The sequence below is a fragment of the Microcoleus sp. S1D4 genome, assembly GCF_036700765.1.
GTDB lineage: Bacteria > Cyanobacteriota > Cyanobacteriia > Cyanobacteriales > Microcoleaceae > Microcoleus.
In genome coordinates, this window is the sequence record NZ_JAUBPP010000045.1 from 1 (window position 1) to 21335 (window position 21335).

At 42.1% G+C, this 21335-nt stretch carries 14 protein-coding genes and 2 pseudogenes; 5 read left to right on the forward strand and 11 right to left on the reverse strand.

Translation table 11 applies throughout. From position 1 onward, the window contains the following. Window positions 1–135: 135 nt before the first annotated feature. The 9 genes and pseudogenes from QT998_RS26640 to QT998_RS26680 form a co-directional block, all read right to left on the reverse strand. The gene (locus QT998_RS26640; protein WP_333218201.1) at window positions 136–861 is read right to left on the reverse strand and encodes a hypothetical protein; all 726 of its coding nucleotides are present in this window, start codon (window positions 859–861) and stop codon (window positions 136–138) included. 237 nt (window positions 862–1098) lie between these two features. Then, window positions 1099–2705, reverse strand: a pseudogene (locus QT998_RS26645) (IS1634 family transposase). Window positions 2706–3087: 382 nt separating this feature from the next. Then, entirely contained in the window at window positions 3088–4272 is a 1185-nt protein-coding gene (locus QT998_RS26650; RefSeq protein ID WP_333089814.1) for an ISL3 family transposase, read from the reverse strand. A gap of 115 nt (window positions 4273–4387) precedes the next feature. Further along, window positions 4388–6391 (reverse strand): ABC transporter ATP-binding protein, encoded by a 2004-nt coding sequence (locus QT998_RS26655; protein WP_333089813.1) that lies wholly within the window; start codon window positions 6389–6391, stop codon window positions 4388–4390. A gap of 86 nt (window positions 6392–6477) precedes the next feature. After that, window positions 6478–7635 (reverse strand): glycosyltransferase family 4 protein, encoded by a 1158-nt coding sequence (locus QT998_RS26660; protein ID WP_333089812.1) that lies wholly within the window; start codon window positions 7633–7635, stop codon window positions 6478–6480. Beyond that, complete coding sequence (locus QT998_RS26665; protein ID WP_333089810.1) at window positions 7632–8447, reverse strand: class I SAM-dependent methyltransferase; 816 nt, start codon at window positions 8445–8447, stop codon at window positions 7632–7634. The genes QT998_RS26660 and QT998_RS26665 overlap by 4 nt, the downstream gene beginning before the upstream one ends. 92 nt (window positions 8448–8539) lie before the next feature. Next, on the reverse strand, window positions 8540–9193 hold the full coding sequence (locus tag QT998_RS26670) for a hypothetical protein (protein ID WP_333089809.1): 654 nt from the start codon (window positions 9191–9193) through the stop codon (window positions 8540–8542). A gap of 409 nt (window positions 9194–9602) precedes the next feature. Continuing rightward, a complete protein-coding gene (locus QT998_RS26675; protein WP_333089808.1) occupies window positions 9603–10535 on the reverse strand; it encodes a beta-1,6-N-acetylglucosaminyltransferase in 933 nt (310 codons plus the stop codon). Between the two features lie 2 nt (window positions 10536–10537). After that, window positions 10538–11569: a glycosyltransferase gene (locus QT998_RS26680; RefSeq protein WP_333118823.1), complete on the reverse strand. Its 1032-nt coding sequence runs from the start codon at window positions 11567–11569 to the stop codon at window positions 10538–10540. 436 nt (window positions 11570–12005) lie between these two features. On the opposite strand from QT998_RS26680, the gene QT998_RS26685 reads away from it, so the two are divergent. After that, window positions 12006–12725 carry a DUF2786 domain-containing protein gene (locus QT998_RS26685; protein WP_333089806.1) on the forward strand — a complete coding sequence of 240 codons (720 nt, stop codon included), beginning with the start codon at window positions 12006–12008 and terminating at the stop codon, window positions 12723–12725. A gap of 83 nt (window positions 12726–12808) precedes the next feature. On the opposite strand, the pseudogene QT998_RS26690 reads toward QT998_RS26685, so the two are convergent. Then, window positions 12809–13246: pseudogene (locus QT998_RS26690) on the reverse strand (IS1 family transposase); the annotation flags it as partial. A 118-nt stretch (window positions 13247–13364) separates the two neighbouring features. Here QT998_RS26690 and QT998_RS26695 point away from each other — a divergent pair. Beyond that, window positions 13365–13592 (forward strand): CsgG/HfaB family protein, encoded by a 228-nt coding sequence (locus QT998_RS26695; protein ID WP_333089805.1) that lies wholly within the window; start codon window positions 13365–13367, stop codon window positions 13590–13592. 501 nt (window positions 13593–14093) lie between these two features. Here QT998_RS26695 and miaA read toward each other — a convergent pair. Continuing rightward, window positions 14094–15017, reverse strand: a complete 924-nt coding sequence (miaA, locus tag QT998_RS26700; RefSeq protein WP_333089804.1) for a tRNA (adenosine(37)-N6)-dimethylallyltransferase MiaA — start codon at window positions 15015–15017, stop codon at window positions 14094–14096. Window positions 15018–15304: 287 nt separating this feature from the next. On the opposite strand from miaA, the gene QT998_RS26705 reads away from it, so the two are divergent. The 3 genes from QT998_RS26705 (at window position 15305) to QT998_RS26715 (ending at window position 21105) form a co-directional block, all read left to right on the forward strand. Continuing rightward, window positions 15305–16564: an ATP-binding protein gene (locus QT998_RS26705; RefSeq protein ID WP_333118821.1), complete on the forward strand. Its 1260-nt coding sequence runs from the start codon at window positions 15305–15307 to the stop codon at window positions 16562–16564. 232 nt (window positions 16565–16796) lie between these two features. Continuing rightward, window positions 16797–20042 (forward strand): DNA topoisomerase (ATP-hydrolyzing) subunit B, encoded by a 3246-nt coding sequence (gene gyrB / locus QT998_RS26710; protein WP_333118819.1) that lies wholly within the window; start codon window positions 16797–16799, stop codon window positions 20040–20042. Window positions 20043–20388: 346 nt separating this feature from the next. Next, window positions 20389–21105, forward strand: a complete 717-nt coding sequence (locus tag QT998_RS26715; RefSeq protein ID WP_333089800.1) for a biliverdin-producing heme oxygenase — start codon at window positions 20389–20391, stop codon at window positions 21103–21105. Window positions 21106–21335: the final 230 nt, after the last annotated feature.

The following is a 21335-nucleotide window of genomic DNA, read 5'->3' on the forward strand; positions in this document are numbered from 1 at the left end:
TTCTCGGTTGTTCTGTAAATACTCCAAGTACGCTTAATCGGTCTTTTCTTAAGGTTGTAGAATAAACTGTATATAATTGGTTGCAAATTATATTTGTAGTGTGATTTACTCCTTTAACACGCGCACTTGTTTGGTCTAAGTGTTGCCAGAGGGGCTACTTGCTAATCGGGATACATACACTTCGTTAAATTCTGATTCAAAATTTGCTGATTTTTTCAACAGTAGATTTGATAAATAACCGGCTGACATGGAAATCACAATATTGCTTAAAAAATCTAACAGCTTTCCTTGAGTCATGTTACCTCCATAGTACAGGCTCATAACTAAGGCTTTTACTCCGGGACCCAACTCCCCATCATAGCCGGATGGTAACGGTGAAATGTATGTTTTCTTTTCTGAAGGTGAGTAATACTTCTGTTTCCGGAATAACACGTTATCTGTTTTCATTAAAATGTCTTGAACTATTACCTCTTCATAACCCTTGAATTCTGAATCGAATGGTAGTTCGGCCTGGGGATACTCGAGGATTTTTTCTCTGTCAACTTTGACAAGAGTATTTTTACTACTTTTAATATGTTTTTTTGGTTTTTTTCGCTCTTTCTCGGATAAGTAGTTTTCTTTTGACTTTTTCGGCCCATTAGCTTTAACCTCTGGTTTGCCCTCTTCTCCTTTCAGACGATTATTTTCGGATTTTAATCTTTGATTTTCTGACCGTAATTCTTTGGTTTCTGCTTGTAATTGTTCTATGAGGTTCAGCAATATGGACACAGTACGACGCAATGATTCGTCTGCAATGGCAGATGGCTCAATGCTTTGCAGTAAGGTTTCTACTAATTTTTGAGGAGATGATTCTTGCGTCATGAATCATATTCTACCATGCTGTGCCTAGATTGTGAACCTTTTTTTTTGCTGTTACCCCTATTTATTGAGCGGATACTCTCAAGTTGAATCCCGGTTTTTTTCGGTGACAATAACTTGCTCAATTTATTAGGCAATATACTCCAATAAATCCACAGTTTTTTTGACCTAGAACATTATTGTCTGGGTCGAAATTTATTGGCTCGACAAGTATCTCAATTTGACGGCAAATCTCTCTGATTAAATAATCAGATAATATTGACGACAGACTGTCCCTAAACAAGAGAGAATTTTTCGATGTTCTACCGTTAAATTGCTCACTTGCTTGTGTCCATTTACCGTTATCAAATGTACTGCCTGAAATACCTGAAATATCCAGCGCATAGTCGGTTTATTTGTTGATTTTTTCACCTGATTATTGACCGAATTTCCTGAAAATTCTAATTCTTTTCTTAGCTTTCTTTGTGTTAGGGTATAGACTAACAAACACAGTCCCATTATCATGGCAATTGCTTCTACTCTCTGAGGATTTTTTACGAAGACACTTGAAGTAAAAAACAACGGGTCTTTCAGGAATCTAAATCCTCTTTCTGTCGATTGTTGGGCTTTGTATTCTTTGAGTACGCTCTCATTACTCAATTCATTCTTGTCGATAAAATTTGTTGCTAAAATAAATCTGCCTGCCCCAGTTTTTTCAGCTTCAATTACTTCTAATTTAGTCTCTAATTCACCTGTTACTCGATAAGTAATTTGAGTGGGTATTGCCAATTTACTGGGTCTAACTGATTGCCCATATTCGGCGTTTTTTTGATATTGAATATGGTTTATTGTATGATATTTGAATGAATTTGATAATTTTTCGAGAGCCATTTTAGCATCGGGTTCACAAGCAAAATTTGGCTGGGATAGCTTGCGTATAGAGGTTGATGCTTTTTCTTTTTGTTTTTCTACTTGCTTATTTATTTGTTCAATACTTAAGTTTTTTCTCGCTTCACTTTCTACGATTAACCATCTTTGCTTGACTTCTCCATAATCACTTTCTTTTTCGACCATTTTATATCCTGTTCACTCTCTGTCCATTGGTGACCTTCGATATTTAATATTGCCTGAGCCATTTTTATAGTTAAAGGAACTCTAGTTGTCCAGTTCATTTCTCTCAGAGCGATGATATTATCTTTGGTATATAAGGCACTATCTGCTACATTTACTCCTTCAAAATTCTAGGAGTTTTTGAATTCTTTTAATCGCTCTACAAATACACTTTTGTCATCGATATTTCCTGAGTCTATTTTTAAATATAATGGTACATCTCCGTCTCCTGTATAAATCATATCAACAATAAATTGCTTGAGGTCTGGTCGATGCTCCCTCGAATATCCATGTTTGAGTTCGATGGTTTTCATCTCTGATTCATGCGATGATTCTTGAATTTTCACTTCTGACTCAATCTTAACTGAATTGACTCCTTTTTCTGACGGCTTTGCGTACTCCCCATGTACATACATTGAAGTTCCATCCAAATGAATGCTCTTCATTTTTACTTGAAATTTTTCGGCAGCTTTTATAGCGATTGTTGTAAATAGTTGTGTTGTGCCTGCTGCATAATATTTGTCTAATGCTCTGGCTAATTGGTCATCATTTAAATGTGATGGTAATACTCCTTCTCCAATCAGATGTGATGTTGCTTTGCCGACAAAAAATTGTTCAAATAAGTATCAAGGGGCACTCAAAAATTCTAATCCATTCAAAATCATTGCTTTTATTACTTGTCCGGGAGTTAGGAGTTCTTTTTCTTTGATACCGATTTGTTTATTCACTAATTCTACCAGTTCCATTTCATCGATAATTTAGGCTATTATTCCTAAACGATCTATGTTGAGGACTTTTATTTCGACTGGGGGCTGATTCCTGATTTTTTACACCTGTGTTCCGGACTCTATTATATACTTTTGGAAATACTTGATACCGTTGCTATATGTTGATTTCATGGCTTTATGCCGACAAATTTAAAACTATTAAATTTGTCTAAATATCTGCGGAATGTGGGGTTATATCAGCACTTTACAATTATGAGTTAGCTCTGGGATCTAAAACTCAAAGCCTTTAATTATAACATATTTTTCCGGAAAAAATATAATTTAAATGCGCGACAACTTAATAACCAATAACCAATAACCAATAACCAATAACCAATAACCGGCTCTTCTGGGTTTATGGGGATAAGTAAAGCTAATGAGAAAGACAGGCTAATAATCTAGAACGAAAGTTTACAAAATTCAAAAAGCCATAGGCTTGTCGTTTAATTAATTTGATTCGGTTATTAAGTCCCTCCATCACACCACTAGATGTACGGTTGAAAAAGTAATTACAAATATTGTCTAGATGGTTGTGAAGTGTTTCCAAAACTGCTCCGTAGACAACTTTAGCTTTTTGAAGCCATTCTTTCAATTGTTCCTGACCATCTTCAGGGGTTTTACAAGTTTCAAAAATACTCCTAAAATCTTCTTTTAGAGTATAAGCTAATCGCCAACGCTTAGAATACTTCAAGACAGTTTCCAATTTCACTTTTTCTTCTTCTGTTAAATCAATATTATTTCTTAGCAGCATAAAGCGACTGCCTTTAATCTTAACTCCAGTTTGTTTACGCAATTGATTTAACTCTTTGATCACTGGCTGCATGACATGAAATCTGTCGATGACAATTTTTGCATTTGGGAATACCTCTTTTACAACTTTTGGAAATCCTCCCCACATATCAACGCTGACTTCCTCAACTTTCTCTCTTATCTCAATTGGTTGCTGCTTAAGGATTTCAATGATGTCATCTTGTTTATGACTATCAATCACTTCTAGCAATTCTCCTAAGTCAATATTTGATACGACCGTGACAAAATTTTGATATCCTTTGCGTTTACTCACTTCATCAATACTCACCCGTTTTACTTCTTCCCAATTCTCCTTTTTTTTTAGAGAAAATTGGTGGTTAAATATTCCCTGTACTTGCTCCCAACTCAAAAATTCATCTCGACTTACCTGCTCTACACTCGCACTTTGCACTCGTTGATAAACATACTCTTCATATCTTTGTGTGTATCGTCTTTCCCAATCTACAAAGGGTAATTCTCCCGTAAAATGTTTTTGACACTGATGACAATAAAATTGGCGGCGTGGCGTATTTAAATAAATTACTTTGCCAAATACTGATAAATCTCGAATCAGTATCGGTCGATTTTGTTTTAATTTTCTACTCTGCGTATTACAATGGGGGCAAGGAGCTTCATCATGTAAGAATCTCAGCTTGAGAATAATTTTATTTTCTTCTTCCGTAAAACTTTCGATGGTTGTATTTGGTAAATTTAGCAACCTATCAAGATGCAAGTCCATGCCTATCACCACGTATTCATTGTATCTCATTATACATTAATCCCCTCAAACCCAGAAGAACCCAATAACCAATAACCAATAACCAATAACCAATAACCAATAACCAATAACCAACAACCAATAACCAATAACCAATAACAACTTCCTACTTTTTAATTGTCTGACGCTTAATAGTATTTTCTATAAATTCTAAGGTTTTAAAAATATTAGCAGCGGAATGAAATGATTCTCTAATTAACTCGTCTTTTTCTTCGGGAGAGTCTACCATTTCATCTACTAGCAATTTTAGGTAAGCTATCATAGGAGTCAGGCGAGTGCGAATTTCGTAAGAACCTCTGATTAATGCTTCGTCACGAGCGGTTTCTTCGGCAAATTGCACTGAATACAAGCGAGTGTAGTAACCTCCTTTTGCTAGCAATTCTTCGTGGGAACCTATTTCTACTACTTGTCCGCGATCGATTACGGCGATTTTGTGGGCTTTTTGGACTGTGGAGAGGCGGTGGGCGATTACTAAGGTTGTGCGATCGCAACTCAATTTCTCGATCGCCGATTGCACGTATCTTTCGGAAACCGTATCTAGGGAACTCGTAGCCTCATCTAAAATTAAGATTTCTGGGTTTTGCAGCAAAGCTCTAGCAATGGAAATTCTCTGACGCTGCCCTCCCGATAATATTACACCCCGATCGCCAATTTGAGTATCCAACCCCTCCGGCAACAGTTCGATAAACTCATAAGCATTCGCTCCCCGCGCCGCTTCCACAATTTCTGCCTCAGTCGCTTGGGGCCTAGCGTAAGCAATGTTTTCGCGCACTGAAGCATTAAACAAAAACGTATCTTGGCTAACAATACCCATCGCTTTTCTGAGACCTTTTAGCTCAAATTCGCGCAAATCCGTGCCATCTATCGAGATATTACCTTCAGTAGGATCGTAAAATCTCGGCAGTAAATCTGCCAAAGTTGACTTACCAGAACCCGAAGTTCCTACCAAAGCCAAAGTAGTACCGTGAGGAAGAAATAAATCAATTTTTTGAAGAACTAAACTCTTGTGATTCGGATAACTAAAAGATACTTTATTAAAATTAATTCCCGAGCGCAAATGAGTGTACGGCACAGAACCGTTCAGCATAAACGGTTTGTCGTCGCAGCTCAAAAAATCATTCACTACCTCTACACTAGCCGACGTATTCGCAAATTGACTGCGCCCGCTATTCAACTGAGAAATCAAAGGAATTAACCGAAAAAGTACCAACAAATAGGTCAATAAAACTGTTGAAATAGACTCTATTTCATTTGTAAATATTGTGCGACCAATAAATACAATCAAAATTATAACTATCAAATTAACAACTTCGTTAATTGGGGCGATCGCCGCATAATTTACCTGAGCCATAAAATCTGCTTGTTCTCGCCTTTGAATTAAATGCTTGATCCGCTGATACTCCCTTTCCTCGTTCCCCGTTGACTTGACCAACCGAATCCCAGTAATCGTTTCCAGCACCCTAACCGAATAATCTTTCGACATTTCAGAAAGCAGGTGGCCAAAATACTTGGAACGGTTAATAATATATTGATTTGTCCAAGCAACTAACGCCAGCAACACTGTAGCTGTCACCGTCAGTTTCCACGAGATAGAAAGCAGCAAACCCACAAACACCAAAACAGTAATTGAAGTAGTAAACATTCCGATCGCCGTGCCAACTGCACTAGCCGTCCGGCCAATTTCTCCGCCCAATCTATTAATTAAATCCCCGACTTTAGTTTTAGAGTAAAAATCTAAATCTACTTCTAACAACAACCGCAAACCTGCTTCTCGCAAATCAAAAGTCAGAGAGCGCGTCAGAGAAGTAGCCACTAAAGTATTGATATAACTCGCAATATTTTTTAAAAAGATTGCGAGAAAAATCGCCGCTGTCATCAACATTAAACGCTGATTTTCGGGCATTCCTTCAAAGGGATACATCAAATTTTTAATGAGAGGTGGAGCGCCGCGCAGCTCGATCGCTTCATCCAAAAAATTTAAAAGCACTGGTACAATCAGAGTAGTGCTGATACCGCTGAATAAAGCCCCAGAAAAGCCCAGCATCACAGTTAATAAAATCCTGCCGGGATATCGTCTGGCAAATTTTAGGAGTAGCTTATTGGCAGACATGAAGCATTCCCAGCTAAACAGTATGGCATCTCAAAATTTTTTTCAATTATACCCAGTTTTTCTTTCTCCATTCAGCCGCTTAAATGTCACCTCAATCTACTTGAAATTATATCTGAAAGTATCGGTGCCATTGCTTGAATGCTATATTTTTTCACGCATCTTTCCCGAGCTTTCATTCCTTGCAAATTCGCGGCTGTCAAATTTTGAAATATCCATTGAATTTTTTGGGAAATTTGAGCGGGAGAACTCGGCTCGACTAAATAACCGGTTCCCCCTAAAATTGCTGGAATATCCCCCACTCGAGTTGATAAAACAGGCTTAGCCATCGCCATCCCATCTGTCAGCTTGAGCGGAAACTGAGCCACCGCTGTCAGAGTTTCTCGCTGAGGAACAACGACAACGTGAGCCGCCGCCACAACTTCAGGCATTGTCTCGACTGGAAACCTTGGCAGCTTAACAATCCAACGCCCCCATTGTTGCATAAGTCTATCATCATAATCGTCATAAGGGCTTCCGCCGACGATCGCTAGTTTTAAATCCGGCTCGTTTAACTGTTCGAGGGCCATCAAAACATCCTCAACACCTTTGTGAGGTCGAGGCGCACCCGGAAACATTAATATTCTATACCCAGACAAGCCATAACGCTCTCTGCTCAATTCAGGATTGTATTTAGCAGGATCGAACATTTTAGTATCCTTACCGTTCGGCAAATATACACCACCAAAACGCTGTTGTAAAAATTTAGTATCAACGGTGACTGCATTAGCACGGTGGATTAAACTTTCCATCCACTTGACATACAACGGGTGATCCGGTTCTCTCAATTGACCGTTTTGTTTGAAAATGTCTCGATAAAGTTGTTTAAAAGAAGGACGATATTTCCATTCATCTTGGCCGAGCCAGCTCAGTTCCCAGTCATCAATATCTAAAATAACAGGGCGTCGAGTCTCCAGTTTTTTTAGCAGCGATAAACCAAAACTTGTAGGTTTAGGTTTCACCGCATAAATAATATCCCCATTTATTTTTTTCAAAACTTTTTGAGAATCCAGGAAAAATCCCGGATAGTTTTTTCCTGGGATCGCACATACCGGGATGTCTCTCGGAGGAATAGCATACAATTCCTTGCCAAACTTAAATCCGACGACTTCTACCTCGCAGTTAAGCTCGATCAGGACTTGAGCTAGGAGAAAAGCACGAATTGCACCTCCCCCGGATAAATCGCTCACCACTAATGAAACTTTCACTTGGTAATTTTATTTGAAAAAAGTTGCTTTATTTTCCTGCTTAACCAAGCTTTTGTCAATGGTAGCAAAGCAAAAAATACTCTTTTTAGGGAAACCCTCGGATCTTTTAAGGCTAAAGCATCTTTGATTTCTTGTCTTAATTTGGTGGCTGCTGATGCAGTTCGCAAATAAAGCTCTGGATGAATTAAGGAAAGCTGAAAAATGTTAGTTCGATCTGCCTCTTCTTGTAAAACTGGATTTGTTGTTAAATATTCCCCCTTAGCAAATATAAGTATATTCTGGGCGTAGTACCATTTAACTCGATCGTTTTGCCATATTTTATTTCTCACGCAGTCAATCGCCACATATCCTTGCTCTTGAAAGAGTTTTGCCCAATAGTCTGGCCACTGTTCGTTAACGTGATTTGTTCCTCCTTGAAATGGTACTGCGGCGGAAAATAAAATAACGGGGCCCAGTTTCACTAAAGACTCTACAAATACCCGGGCGCAGTCGGAGGGCAAGTGTTCTGCTACTTCTAAGGAAACGACTAAATCAAATTGTTTTTCAATCGGCAAAGGCTCGGTTAAATCTAATGCTAAAAAGTTGGTTTTGGGAATTTCTAGCATTTGTGGTTCTACCCAATCACCGTCTATTCCCAAAATATCTTCAACGCCGAATTCTTTGAATGCTGACAGCCAATTTCCCGTGCCGCAACCCACATCAATCACTCGCTTTGGCTGCAGGAATTCCCAAAGAATAGGAATAATTTCTTTTGCTGATTGTTGGGATGTTTTTTGCAAGTATTGATAGAGTTCTTCAGTATAATGTTGCACGGCAGCTAGAGCTATCCTATTTCTTTTGTTGTGAATGATATTTTTTTTTAATGAACCGCAGAGGGCGCAGAGGGCGCGGAGTGAGAGAAAGTTTATTTTAAACGCCAGGGATTGTTGAGTTGATTTGGTAAAAATATTTTAGCAGTGCGATCGACTATTCGAGTCAAGAGCGATCGCGTCACGTTCTTTGCGTACTGAGGGCGGTAGGGATAGGTGCAGTGCATGACTTTAATCGGTTTGTCCATAGCATAAGCATCTTTCCACTTATCCAAGTAGTTGTAAACAGGCGACAATGTTTTCATTTTCGGTTGGACAAATTCCACAGCCGCCGCAAAAGCACCTTGATCTTTCAATGATAGCACATTTTGGCTAGCCACTACTATCTCGAAATATTTCTTAAAATTTTGGAAGAATTCGCAATTTTTACTGCTTTTCGTAAAAGCGATAAATCCGCCGTTGTATTGAATGCTATTTTGATTTAGCGGCAATCCAACAGACTGCAAAGTTGACAGAATATCTTGCTTAACTCTTAATAAATTTGCAGCTTTAGCAATTGCTGGCTGCACATCTTCTGTCACCAACAAATCCACTTCGTCAAGATAGTCGAAAACTTCATCTATTGGCGACAACAAACAAATATCGCAGTCCATATAAATAGTTTTGTCAAACGAAGATTCTCGGTACAAAGCCAGTTTAGCTTGGCGCGAGGCTAAAACAGGATTTTCGTGAGATGGTGCAGGTTTCAATATGACTTTTCCAAATATCTGAAGTAAAGGATATAAAAATTGAGGCACTCTATCTATTAAAATGATAATTGGTTCCTGGTGAAATTTCCTGACTGAAACCAAAAAATGAATGCAATCTTGGAATGAGTAAAGACCTGTTAAAATAGTGATAAATCCCTTGCTTTCTACTTTCATTAAAAAATTAACTACTTTAGTTTTGCTGTTCGTTTTGTGGACTTTGGCGTTCAGGTTTTGAGGCGGACTGAATTTCTCACTGCGAACCTGGTTTTTTTTAGGGGAATTTGCGGACTGAATTCCTCACTGCGAACCTGGTTTTTTTTAGGGGAATTTGCGGACTGAATTCCTCACTACGAACCTGGTTTTTTTTAGGGAATGTGCGGACTGAAGTCCTGACTACGAACCTGGTTTTTTAAGTGAAAATTAAGGAATCTAATTTGTCAAGAATTTCCGCATCTTGTTTGATATCGAATTTGCGCGCAAAGTGAAAGTTGCCGTTAGTAATTGTCGCATAATCTTGCACTGTCAGCGTTCTTGGTGAACCTGCGACCGCGTTGGTATAATCAATATAGCGTTTGTCGTCATTCACGAGATTTAAGTTTTTATTGTTGACCAAGATAGTCTGCACGAAAGACTCTTCTGGGACTACTGTTTTTTGATAATAATCCACAAAATCCGGGCGAGTATTAACAAAATCTTTGATGTATTCAACGCACTTTCTGGAAAGAGTATACCACGCCCAGCCGCCGTAGCAGATAAACCGATCGCTAAATAAGGTCGATCGGCGCGGTATCCCCACCAGCGGGCCGTAACTCAGGTAAAATTGCAGCGGAGTCAATTTTTGCACCGCCGACAACTGCTGAAATTCTTTCAAAAAATTGTAACTCCAGCGGCCGGGAATTCGCCAGTAACGACAATAATACCGCTTGAATCCTTTCTGTTTGTCCCAAGGTATTCCCTCAGCCAAAACATCCCAATACCGAATAAAACCATCCGAGTTAGTTTTTGAGAGAAAATCTTCAGTTTTTGACAGAGGTTGAGTGGGATAATCTTGGCCGGTTAAATTAATCAGCCAGTCAAAATTAGAATTATTGGCAAACAACCAATCAATTGCATTTAAATACGGTTGAACTTGACAAGAAAAATCAGCGCGGATTAAATATTCTTGATTCGTCAACAAATGAATGTTTGACAATTCTTGCAGGGGAGTCAAGTCTAAATCGCATCTATTAAAGTTGTGATTGATGAGGATTTGAGAATTAGGACTAGATTTTTTTATAGTGCGAACCAGGCGATAAATTTGTTGGGGATTTTGATGAGTTTGGATAAAATAGCAAATTTTCACGGCTATTTCTTAGAGATAAATTGATTGAGGCGGCTTTGGAGGCGGTTTGCTTTCATAATTAGATGGCGGCGGGCTAAAAATATTTGCTGCTGCCAAATAGATGCGGTACACCAACGATAATATGCAGGAACGGCTACGTTTGTCAAAAAATTGCGCCACTGCGAAATAATCAGGGCATTTGCCGTTTCCTGCGCTCTAATTCTACCATTTTCGATCATTGCCGCGCGCAAATTACGATCGCCCCGCAGCATCTCAACAGCAGCAATCGCTTCCTCCGGCGAAGCTACTTCTATGTAATCGAGTTGGCTTTTGCGTTCCCTGCGGTATGCAGATTCGCGGCCGAGAACCGCTGGAATGCCCGCGTGCCAAGCGTTAATCAATTTCGAGGGAGGTTTCGAGTCAAAAGTGAGTTCGCCCTCAAAACTGCGAACAGCCACAATCACATCAACTTTACTGTAATCGTGCCAGCGATCGCACCCCACCACTTGCCAATCCAAACCTAAAACGCCGAGTTTTTCGCCCCAGGACGGTGCTTGCAATTCCGGTGCTAGACTGTCTAAAACGCCGAAGAAGGCTGCATTTTCAAAGATTTCGCCCCGGCCCGCATCGCGGGGAATTAACCCTGGTTGCAGCCAAAATTTGAGCGGATGACACTGCCATAAAAAGGGCGATCGACTAAATAGCGGATCGCGATCGTTCTGCACTACTTGCAACTGAGCGTAAGGGTGAGGTTCTCTATCCACTTTAATACAAACAACCAGCAACTTTGGCAGCGGTTGTAAATTATCGGATAAAAAATCTCGATGGGACAGCACGATGCCTTCATCCGGCATAAAATCTATTAATTGACATGGCAACCCGTCCGCTTTCAAATAAAGATAAGTTTGCAGAGTCCAATCATACTTTCCCCGGCCGTACCTGCTACCCCAAGAACTCATCCACTTCCAGTATTCTTGAGGAATTTTTGGCATTTTTCCTACAGGCCACTGGCTTTTAGGAATATAAAAATAAATCGGCGGCAAACTCTCATTCATTTTTTCATCTAGCCTGCTATTTGTCAAGTATCGATCGACTCATTTTCTATTTTAATACGCTTGGGTTGAAACTGCTGATACCTTCCAAAGATTCCTCGGCTACGCCCTACTATCTCGATGGCTTGGAGACTAGGAGGTATGGGAAAAAATCTCCAACTATAACAAGTTTTAAGTAAACCGTCTTAGGCAAAAATGCAGCTTTTTGGTACAGACAATTTAGATGAATCAAATTATCTTGAAAAAACATCGCACTGTTACCAAAGAAACTGACTTTTTCAGCGAATTTTGCGTGAAGACGCATCTTTTTGTTAAAAAATTCGGTTTTTGACTGCACGCTAAGACGGTTGAAAAATATCGCACATTCCACGCTATAGTAAAATATAACTATCCCCAAATCGCTACCACGGCGTACTTTCACCCCAAAACCGATCGAACAATGGCAGATACAAGTATTGTTGAAAAAATCAAAAAGCTGTTAGCCCTCGCTACCTCATCCAATGAAAATGAATCGACGGCGGCGGCCGAAAAAGCTTCGGTTTTACTGGCGCAGTACAATCTCAGCCTCGCTGATTTAGGCCCGAATCACCAAGAAGAAATGGGCGAAAGCGGAGTTGAAACCACCTCGAAATTTGTGACTTGGAAAATGATGCTGCTGTCGGGAATTGCTGAAGCTAACGGTTGTACTGGTATGCGGAACACTTATACTGGTAATATGTTTTTGGTGGGAAGCTCTACAAATCTGATTGTTTGCAAGCACCTTTACGAGTATTTGAGTTCTGCGATCGAGAAACGGGCGAAATACCGCAAGGGAAGTGGCCGGGGATTGGCGTATTTGAATGCTTTTCGGGTGGGATGCGCCACAAGGCTGAGACAGCGATTGCTGGAACAAAAGCGGGAGATGGAGGAGTCTGGGATTCCCGGTACGGCTGATACGGCGGCGACTCCTGCGATTGTAGTGCGATCGATGTTTGAGAAGAATCAACAGGCGATCGCTGATTATTTAAAAGGCCGAGGTGTTAAAGTTAAAACGAGAACAGATTCTCAAGTCAGCAGTGAGGCTGGCTTTAATTCTGGCTATGAAGTGGGCGACAAAATTAGTTTGCAAAAGCAAGTCCAGCCGCCAGAGGATATGAAACAACTTAATGAGTGTGTTTGAGTTCGGGATTGTTGTTTTACAAAGGAAAGTGTCATGTCAGACCTAGAAATGGTAGTCCTGCATAGTAAGGAAAGTTAAGAATTTTAATTGATACATAAACTGGCGTTATACTCATGAATAAAATACCAAATAGCTGCCAATATGATGGAGAGTTTTTTAGAGAATAAAAGAGTTTTTCTCACCAATTGAGATATTTTTTGTCTCGGCGTATTATTAAATATTTCTACATAGTTTGTCAGATTAGTCTCCTTTCCTACTGTCTTGTATCTTTTTTGAGGAAGAACTGTTCTATAGGTACTCCAAAAGTCTGTATAACTTACGGCACATTGACTATAAACTCGTGGCAAATAATCCCATAATTCTTGAGCGCCAGCTTGATCTCTTTTGCCAATATATACTCCTACAATTTCTTTGGTAGATACATCAATTGCCAGCTAAATCCACTGCTTCTTATCCTTATTACCTACAAATCACCACATTTCATCACATTGAATTGTTAGCTTCCCCCTTTTTTTTTGACTTCACTTCTACTTATCTTTTTACAGCTCCTAATTTTTTATAAAGACATATAGCGGTTATCAAAAAAGTGAGGTATGCCCTATGCTCACCCTTCGATTTCGCGAGCGGGCAAGATGCCCTATGCCCTATCAAATAGATGTGCGATTAATCGGTACAGCTTCCGGGGACATTCTTGCTACAGCTAAATTAGTAGGAGAAGTGGATCAAAGCGATTCCAATTTTTCTGTCCGAGGTATTGGCGGTAATTCCGGCAGTAGCAATGAAGACAGACTTTTGAGCGCGGCAGTTGATAAAGCCGTATCCCAAATGGTGACTAAACTGGCAGAAGTCTCCAACAAATTGCCGTAAAATAATCATACCAAGTTCGGTTAAAAAATTCGACATTCCTCAAGATGTCAGGATGGGAAAGACGAAGTTGTATCTTTTCTTAGAAAGATGAGGTGCTAGGAGTGGGCATAGGGCATAGGGCATAGGGCATAGGGCATCGGGCATCGGGCATACCTCACCAAGCTTGAGAACCGCTATATATCAATTGATTTGCAGCATATTCCATTGAGATGCACTACCCCAGAAACCGGGTTTCTCGAACAACCATCAGTTGACAGCTTATCTAACTGTAAAGAAACCAGATTAGGAGTGCATATTTCACCAACCCGGAATACGCTGTATGTCAGCGAAAAATAGCAGACAGTGCCTCAACAAGTGGATGTTTCATCTCTCTCTTCTCTTCCTCTGTGTTCTCTGCGCCCTCTGTGGTTAAATAATTCCTATGCAACCGGAAACGATATCAGCCCAAAAAACATCCTCGACTATTGAGGGTGACAAAAAGTTTTTCCGAACAGATTCGGATTATTGCCAATCGCCGAAATCTTGATTAACAAACTCCTGCATTCTCTGCCAAACTCGCTCCAACAAATCTGGCGCGCTAACATCAAACCATTCAATTTCAGGATAAGCTCGAAACCAAGTTCGCTGTCTCTTAGCAAATTGCCTCGTGTGCAAAATTGTTAATTCCTTAGCTTGATTCAGAGTAATCTCGCCAGCCAAATATTGTTTGATTTCCTGATAGCCCAGCGTGTTCAATAAAGGCAAGTCGCAGCCGTATTTTTTAGACAAAAATTCTACTTCACTCACCCAACCGCGTTCTAACATTTGTTCGGTGCGCTGTTTGATGCGATCGCCCAAAACATCAATATCACAATCCAACCCTATTTGTAAAATAGGATAATTCGGAGGAATTTCGCCCTGCTGTTCCGAAATCGAGCGCCCAGTGACATAAAATACTTCCAGCGCCCTTAAGGTTCTGAAGGAATCATTTAGGTGAATTTTCTCCGCTGCAGAGCGATCGACCTGCTGCAAGATCGCGTAACATTGAGATTGTCCTAGTTCCGCAAGTTGCGATCGCAATTGGGGCATCGGTGCAACCCTCGGAATTTTCAAACCCCTGACAATCGATTTAATATACAAACCAGTCCCTCCCACCAACAACAGGGGGGGAGAAACCGGAAAATCGATATCAGCAATTATTTTTTGAGCTTGCTGCTGGTACTCCGCCAGTGTTAAAGTTTCTGTCGGATCGCAGATATCAATTAAGTGATGCGGTACCAAAGCGCGATCGGTTTTTGTAGGTTTTGCAGTCCCGATGTCAAATTTGCGGTACACTTGACGGGAGTCCGCACTCAAAATTGCCGATCGCAGTCGTGAAGCCACAGCCAAAGCCACTCCCGACTTCCCCGTCGCCGTCGCCCCACAAATCGTAATTAATCTAAACATAAGCCGTCGCAGATTTCAAAAGCATATTTCATTTCGCTATAAAAACCGTCAAATCCTCTCCCAGACTCTCATCCTCTCCACTTTCCCCTCTCTCCATCCACTCATTTACCGCGCTGCACCAGGAAAGTCGCGAAGCAATCTCACAACTATTCGCCTCCGTCCCCCTAATAAATTTCCATTTAGAATGCCCTAGCATCGCCATTAACCGTTTTGTGCTATAATTTTAGAAGTTTTCCCATTTTAGAAGCTTTTGGGGCTTTAGGCCTCATTATTGGAGCTATTGTTGTATGACTGGGAGCTACAGCGCCGACCAAATTCAAGTTCTCGAAGTTCACGAAGCAGTCCGCAAACGACCGAGGATGTACATAGGTACCACCGGCTCGCGAGGACTGCACCATCTAGTTTACGAGGTTGTTGACAATTCGATTAATGAAGCGCTGGCCGGTTACTGCACTCGCATCGAAGTTGACCTCAACGCTGACAATTCCGTTACCGTGACAGATAACGGCCGGGGAATTCCAACCGAGATTCATTCCAAAACTGGCAAATCATTTTTGGAAGCAGTTTTGACGGTTCTCTGCTTTGCCGGCAGGAGTAGCGACGGCTACAAGGTTTCTGGAGGTATCCACGGATTTGGGATAGCAGTTGTAAATGCTTTGTCTCAATGGTTGCAGGTAACTGTTTGGCGCGAGGAGCAAATTTACAGCCAGCGTTTTGAGAAAGGCATCGCTGTTACGCAACTAACAGCTAAACCCAGCCCTGAAAACCGCACGGGTACGTCGATTTGTTTCAAGCCAGATGCGGAGATTTTCAAGAGTGGCACTCAGTTCGATCGCCCGACTCTCGCCCTTCACCTGCGGCAGCTTGCTTATCTCAATCCCGGTTTGAAAATTATTTTGACTGACAACCGCTTGGAAATGCTAGGCAGCAGTTCTCCCTCAATTGAAACTTATTGTTTTCCCGACGGCATCCGGGAATATGTCGCTTACCTAAACTCCAATGTGGAACCGCTGCACGAAGATATTATTTACATTCAGGGCGATCGAGACGGGGTACAAGTAGAAATAGCTGTTCAATGGCACGTTCCAAAGGAACATCAGACCTATGGCCGACTGTTTGGTTATACTAACTGCGTTTGGAATATTTACGATAGTCCTTACTTTTATAGTCCTTACTTTTACAGATTCCAATTCGCGGTGACGCGCACGATAAATAATATTGCCCGCGAGTTGGGCAAACTAAAAGACACAGACCCAATTTTAAGCTGGAATAAGGTTTTAGAATGTGGTTTCACTGGTATCATTGCCCTGAAAGTACCGAATCCAGAGTTTGAAGGCCCGACGAGAACTCGGTTAGCCAACCCGGAGGTAGGAGAAATCGTTAAATCTTTGGTGGAAAACGAGTTGATGGAATATTTGACAGCCCGCCCGGAAGTTGCAGGGGCGATCGTCCGACAGGCGATCGAGACTCGCGACGCAGTTGTGGCCTTGTGGCCGCACGCCAAGCGCGGGCATCCCTGCGACGGCAGAATTGCGATAAGACAGTAATTCACAGCAGCCTTCAACCGGGCGATCGCACTTCTCAACCTTCCCGTTAACAGCCCCGCCACCAAATGTTAATAGCTCCCCAAGTAAAACTACTATTCGCCTCCCTCACTCTAATAAATTTCCCTTCAGAATGCCCTAGCATCGCCATTAACCGTTTTGTGCTATAATTTTAGGAGTTTTTCCATTTTAGAAGCTTTTGGGGCTTTAGACCTCATTATTGGAGCTATTTTGTATGACCAGCAGCTACAGCGCCGACCAGATTCAAGTTCTCGAAGGTCTCGAAGCAGTCCGTAAACGGCCGGGGATGTACATCGGTACCACCGGCCCGCGAGGACTCCACCATCTAGTTTACGAGGTTGTGGACAATTCCATTGATGAGGCGCTGGCTGGCCACTGCACTCACATCGAGATTGACCTCAACGCCGACGGTTCCGTTACCGTGACAGACGACGGACGGGGCATTCCGACCGGCATAGTTGCCAAGACTGGCAAATCGGGAATAGAAACAGTAATGACTGTTCTTCACGCCGGCGGTAAATTTGGCGGTGGTGGCTACAAGGTTTCTGGAGGATTGCACGGTGTAGGTATTTCTGTTGTTAACGCGCTGTCCGAGTGGGTAGAAGTGACAGTTTGGCGCGACCAAAAAGAACATTTACAGCGCTACGAAAGAGGCAATCCAGTTACTGAACTTAATGCCAAGCCCAACAAAGGCACTCGCACCGGCACTTCAGTTTCTTTCTTGCCAGATACTCAAATATTTAGCACTGGCATTGAATTTGATTACACTACACTCGCCGGGCGCTTGCGAGAATTGGGTTACTTGAATGCGGGAGTGAGAATTACGTTTAGCGACCACCGTTTGGAACTGCTAAAAAGTAGCGAACCTCGGGTCGAAACATACTGTTATGAGGGCGGAATCAAGGAATATATCGCCTACATGAACCGCGAAAAGCAGCCTCTGCACGAAGAAGTGATTTACGTGCAAGGCGAACGCAACAACGTGCAGATAGAAGTGGCTTTGCAGTGGTGCGTTGATGCTTTTAGCGACAATGTTCTCGGTTTTGCTAACAACATTCGGACGATCGACGGTGGCACGCACTTAGAAGGTTTGAAGGCTGTTTTGACGCGGACGATGAATTCGATCGCCCGCAAGCGCAACAAAATCAAAGAAAACGAACCCAACCTCGCCGGCGAAAACGTCCGCGAAGGTTTGACAGCAGTAATTTCCGTCAAAGTTCCAGATCCCGAATTTGAAGGCCAAACAAAAACTAAGCTGGGAAATACCGAAGTTCGGGGAATAGTTGATTCCTTAGTAGGCGAAGTATTGACCGAATATTTAGAATTTCGCCCCCAAGTAGCCGACGCTATTTTGGAAAAAGCAATTCAGGCATTTAAGGCCGCAGAAGCAGCCCGCCGCGCCCGCGATTTAGTCCGCCGCAAATCCGTCTTAGAATCGTCTCCTTTGCCCGGAAAATTAGCGGACTGTAGCTCCAGAGACCCCGCCCTGTCTGAGATATACCTAGTTGAAGGCGATTCTGCAGGGGGCTGTTTTTTTTCATCTCAGCAAATAATATTAGCTGACGGCACTACAAAAACTATCAAAGAGATAGTTGACGAACAAGCAGAAGGTAAAGAACACTTTTGCTACACCATTCGCGAAAGTGGAAACATAGGGTTTGAGCGGATAACTAACGCTCGCATGACTAAAGCAAATGCTGAAGTTGTCAAACTGACATTAGACAATGGCGAGACAATCACTTGTACTCCCGATCATCCGTTCATGTTGCGGGATGGTACCTACAGAGCAGCAGCCATGCTGACACCGGACGATTCCTTAATGCCCCTCAACCGCCAGTTGTCTAAAAAGAACCAAAACGGGCAGGGACTTAACGGTTACGAAATGGTTTGGAATCCCAACAGTGACAAGTGGATTTACAGTCATCTGCTATCGGATTTCTACAACCTGAAACATGAGGTTTATCAAGCATCTGACGGTAATCACCGCCACCATGTTGATTTCAACAAGCTCAACAACAATCCGACCAATATTCATCGGATGCCCGCTCAGGCTCACTTGGCTTTACACCGCGCCAATCTTGAGAAAACATTGCACAGGCCAGATGTCATTGAAAAGAGCCGTCAAGCTCACATGACTGATGAATTTCGGGCGATGATGAAAGAGCGGATGCAGCATCCTGAAACCAGACAAATTCTGTCTGAACAGGCAAAAGCTCAGTGGGAAGATGAAGAGTATAAAGCTTACATGACGAGCAAGTGGCGTGAGTTTTACGATACTAATGAAGCTTATCGCGAGCAAAATAATGAACTGCTCAACCAAGCGCAGCAAGAGTATTGGAGCTCCGAAGAAAACCGTTTGGCTCAGTCGGAACGGGTTCGCAATCATTTTGCTAACAATCCTGAAGCGCGGGAGGCTAATTCGCAATTTGCCAAGGAGCAGTGGAAAGATCGGGAATTGTTGGACTGGCGTCGTGAAAAAACTAAGCAACAGTGGACGCCGGAGTTTCGCCGCCAACGCAAAGCAGCTTTGAACGAAACTTACTACCGGAAAACTCTGGAAATGTTGAAGTATGTGGAGTTGCAAAAAGGCTGTATTAATGTAGATTATTACGATGCTTGCCGCCGGACGAAAAAGGATAAGTGTTTGTTGAAGTACCAAACTTTTTGCGATCGCTACTTTGGCGGAGATCAATTGCTGGCTCGCCAAGCTGTTCGCAATTACAACCACCGCGTTGTGTCGATCGAACATTTGGAGGAACGGTACGATGTTTACGACATCGAAGTGCCTAACAGTCACAACTTTGCATTAGCTGCGGGAATTTTTGTCCATAACAGTGCCAAACAAGGGCGCGATCGCCAATTCCAAGCAATCCTGCCTTTGCGCGGTAAAATTCTCAACATTGAGAAAACAGACGATGCCAAAATCTACAAAAATAACGAAATTCAATCGTTAATTACCGCCCTGGGTTTGGGCATCAAAGGCGAAGAATTCGATCCCGGTCAATTGCGGTATCACCACATCGTAATTATGACTGACGCTGACGTAGATGGTGCTCACATCCGCACGCTGTTGTTGACTTTCTTCTACCGCTACCAGCGCGCACTTGTAGAACAAGGTTACATCTATATTGCTTGTCCTCCTCTCTACAAAGTAGAACGCGGCCGGAATCATTATTACTGTTACAGCGAACGCGAAAGGAACAGTCTTATCCGCAATGAATTTCCGGCGAATGCTAACTACACTGTCCAGCGGTTCAAAGGTTTGGGCGAAATGATGCCGACACAGTTGTGGGATACCACGATGAACCCGGAAACTCGGACGCTGAAACGGGTGGAGATTGAAGACGCCGCTGAGGCCGATCGCATCTTTACCATCTTAATGGGCGATCGAGTCGCCCCCCGCCGCGAATTTATCGAAACCTACGGCCCCAAACTCAATATGCTCGACTTGGACATTTAAATTAGTTGACAGTTGGCAGTTGGCATTTGGCATTTGTTTGCTGGCAGTTGGCAGTTGGCATTTGTTTGCTGGCAGTTGATAGTTGGCAGTTGACAGTTGGCAGTTGGCGGTTGACATTTGACATTTGTTTGCTGGCCAAGATGAGTCATTAGTCATTAGTTACTGGCTGATGACTGATGACTACCGCCAAGTGACTACCGCCAACTGCCAACTGACTACTGCAACTTTTGTTATAAAAATTAATACAAGCTCTCATCAAATCGATATAAGGTAAATACTTAGGTAATTTTTAGATTTTTGACCCATCCATCAGCTACCACAAAAATAGAAGGTTGGACAATATAGCATGAGCATCAATTTAGCGACCAAATTGCGTGAGGGAACCAAAAAGTCCCACACTATGGCAGAAAACGTTGGTTTTGTCAAGTGTTTTTTAAAAGGCGTTGTAGAAAAAACTTCTTACCGGAAGTTAGTAGGAAACCTCTACTTTGTCTACTCGGCAATCGAAGAGGAAATGGAACGCCAAAAGAACCATCCGGTTATTTCAAAAATTTACTTTTCTGAGTTGAATCGCAAACAAAGCTTAGAGCAAGATTTGTTTTACTACTACGGTGCCAATTGGCGCGAACAAGTAGCTCCGTCAGCCGCAGCGAAAGCTTATGTGAAGCGGATTCAGGAGATTTCGGCTACCGCACCAGAACTGTTAGTAGCTCATTCTTACACTCGCTACCTCGGCGACTTGTCCGGCGGACAAATCCTCAAGGGAATTGCCCAGCGCGGGATGAATCTTACTGAGGGAGAAGGCACTGCTTTTTATGAATTCCAGGATATTCCTGATGAAAAAGAGTTTAAGAATAACTACCGTCAGGCAATGAATGAACTGCCTATTGACGAAGCTACAGCAGAGCGAATTGTTGATGAAGCTAATGCAGCTTTTGGCATGAACATGAAAATGTTTATGGAATTAGAAGGCAATTTGATTAAAGCAGTCGGTCAGATGCTGTTCAATACCCTAACGCGGAAGCGTGGCGGCGGCAATACCGAATTGGCTACTGCTGAGTAAGTTAAGGTCTGCAGACGATAATTTTGAACCTCGTTTAAGAGGAAAAATTTAAATCCTGGGGGTTTGATGGCTCGTTTCACAGTCACCAAAGCTCCAGGATTTTGCATTGCGAGTGATTTCCTACAGGATAGTTACGCTTCATATCGTTTCCGATAGCATCGTCAGGTGATTTAACCGGCGCTAGGGCGCAGAGAACACAGAGGAAGACAAGAGAGAGATGAATACAGAAC